2 protein-coding genes are annotated in these 2,557 nt (G+C 66.2%); both read left to right on the top strand.

Annotated elements, in window-relative coordinates; translation table 11 throughout:
• On the top strand, positions 1-2,077 hold a 2,077-nt coding region (locus XF30_RS37600), incomplete at its 5' end, for a hybrid sensor histidine kinase/response regulator (RefSeq protein WP_109146025.1).
• A 32-nt stretch (positions 2,078-2,109) separates the two neighbouring features.
• The coding region (locus XF30_RS37595; RefSeq protein WP_109146024.1) for a chemotaxis protein CheW at positions 2,110-2,557 on the top strand (448 nt) is incomplete at its 3' end.

Here is a 2,557-nt window from a genome sequence, read left to right as displayed (position 1 = left end):
CGAGGGCGACCGCATCGCCAACCAGTCGATCCGCGTCAACGTGGATACGCTGGAGCACCTGATGACCATGGTCTCCGAGCTGGTCCTGACCCGCAACCAGCTCTTGGAGATCTCCCGCCGCAACGAGGACACCGAGTTCAAGGTGCCGCTGCAGCGCCTCTCCAACGTCACCGCCGAGCTGCAGGAAGGCGTCATGAAGACGCGCATGCAGCCGATCGGCAATGCCTGGCAGAAGCTGCCCCGCATCGTCCGCGACCTCTCATCCGAACTCGGCAAGCAGATCGAGCTCGAGATGCACGGCGCCGACACCGAGCTCGACCGCCAGGTGCTCGATCTGATCAAGGACCCGCTCACTCACATGGTGCGCAACTCCGCCGATCATGGCCTGGAGACCCCCGCCGAGCGCCTCGCCAGCGGCAAGGGCGAGCAGGGCACCATTCGCCTGTCCGCCTATCACGAGGGCGGCCACATCATCATCTGCATCGCCGACAACGGCCGCGGCCTCAACACCGAGAAGATCAAGGCCAAGGCGCTCTCGTCCGGTCTCGTCACCGAGGCCGAGCTCGAGAAGATGAGCGAAGCCCAGATCCACAAGTTCATCTTCGCGCCGGGCTTCTCCACCGCCGCTGCCATCACCTCGGTCTCGGGCCGCGGCGTCGGCATGGACGTGGTCCGCACCAATATCGACCAGATCGGCGGCACCATCGACATCAAGAGCGTGGCCGGCGAAGGAAGCTCCGTCACCATCAAGATCCCGCTGACGCTCGCCATCGTCTCGGCGCTGATCGTCGAAGCCGCCGGCGACCGCTTTGCGATCCCGCAGCTCTCGGTGGTGGAATTGGTCCGTGCCCGCGCCAACTCCGAGCACCGGATCGAGCGCATCAAGGACACCGCGGTGCTCAGGTTGCGCAACAAGCTCCTGCCGCTGATCCATCTGAAGAAGCTCCTGAAGATCGACGACGGCGCGGCCTCCGATCCCGAGAACGGCTTCATCGTGGTGACGCAAGTCGGCAGCCAGACCTTCGGCATCGTCGTCGATGGCGTGTTCCACACCGAAGAAATCGTGGTCAAGCCGATGTCGACAAAACTGCGTCACATCGACATGTTCTCCGGCAACACCATTCTGGGCGATGGCGCGGTCATCATGATCATCGATCCCAACGGCATCGCCAAGGCGCTCGGCGCCGCCGGCTCCTCGGCCCATGGCATGGGTGACGAAGCGGCCGGCCATCACATCGGAAGTGGCGAGCAGACCACCTCGCTGCTGGTGTTCCGCGCCGGCTCGTCGCAGCCCAAGGCGGTTCCGCTCGGCCTCGTCACGCGCCTGGAAGAGCTGCCGGCCGACAAGATCGAGTTCTCGAACGGCCGCTACATGGTGCAGTACCGCGAGCAGCTGATGCCGCTGGTGGCCATGGAAGGCGTCACCATTGCGAGCCAGGGCGCCCAGCCGATCCTGGTGTTCGCCGACGACGGCCGCTCCATGGGCCTCGTCGTCGACGAGATCATCGACATCGTCGAGGAACGCCTCAACATCGAGGTCGGCGGCTCCTCCTCCGGCGTTCTCGGCTCGGCCGTGATCAAGGGCCAGGCCACCGAGGTGATCGACGTCGGCCACTTCCTGCCGATGGCGTTCGCCGACTGGTTCACCCGCAAGGAGATGAAGCCGTCGCTGCATTCGCAGTCGGTGCTGCTGGTCGACGACTCGGCCTTCTTCCGCAACATGCTGGCGCCGGTGCTGAAGGCCGCCGGCTACCGCGTCCGCACCGCGCCGACCGCGCAGGAGGGCCTCGCGGCACTGCGCGCCCAAAGCTTCGACGTGATCCTGACCGACATCGAGATGCCCGATATGAACGGGTTCGAGTTCGCGGAAGTCGTCCGCTCCGACAACAACCTCGCTGCGACGCCGATCATCGGCCTCTCGGCGCTGGTGTCGCCGGCGGCGATCGAACGCGGCCGTCAGGCCGGCTTCCACGATTACGTCGCCAAGTTCGACCGTCCCGGCCTGATCGCGGCGCTGAAGGAGCAGACCGCGGGCGCCGCCGGCGCCTCCGAGCTGAGCCGGGCGGCCGCGGCTTAAACCTTGAGCGGCATGGACCAGGAGACACTGAAATGAGCAAGAAGACCCAGTCCAGCGAAGGCGCCATGGTCGAATACGTCACCGCGATGATCGGTGGCCAGCTGTTCGGCCTGCCGATCTCCCGCGTCCAGGACGTGTTCATGCCCGAGCGCGTCACCCGCGTGCCGCTGGCCTCGCGCGAGATCGCAGGCGTTTTGAACCTGCGCGGCCGCATCGTCACCGTGGTCGACATGCGCTCGCGCCTCGGCCTGCCCAAGGACGAGGACGGCAAGACCGCGATGGCGGTCGGCGTCGACCTGCGCGGCGAATCCTATGGCCTCCTGATCGACCAGATCGGCGAGGTGCTGCGCCTGCCCGAGGACGGTAAGGAAGAAAACCCCGTCAACCTCGACCCCCGCATGGCCAAGCTCGCCGGCGGCGTCCACCGCCTCGACGGACAGCTCATGGTCGTCCTCGACGTCGACCGCGTCCTCGAGCTCG

The organism is Bradyrhizobium sp. SUTN9-2 (assembly GCF_003122645.1).
Lineage (GTDB): Bacteria > Pseudomonadota > Alphaproteobacteria > Rhizobiales > Xanthobacteraceae > Bradyrhizobium > Bradyrhizobium yuanmingense.
The sequence above is the reverse complement of the archived record's forward strand: the minus strand, read 5'-3'. Positions and strand labels throughout refer to the sequence as shown.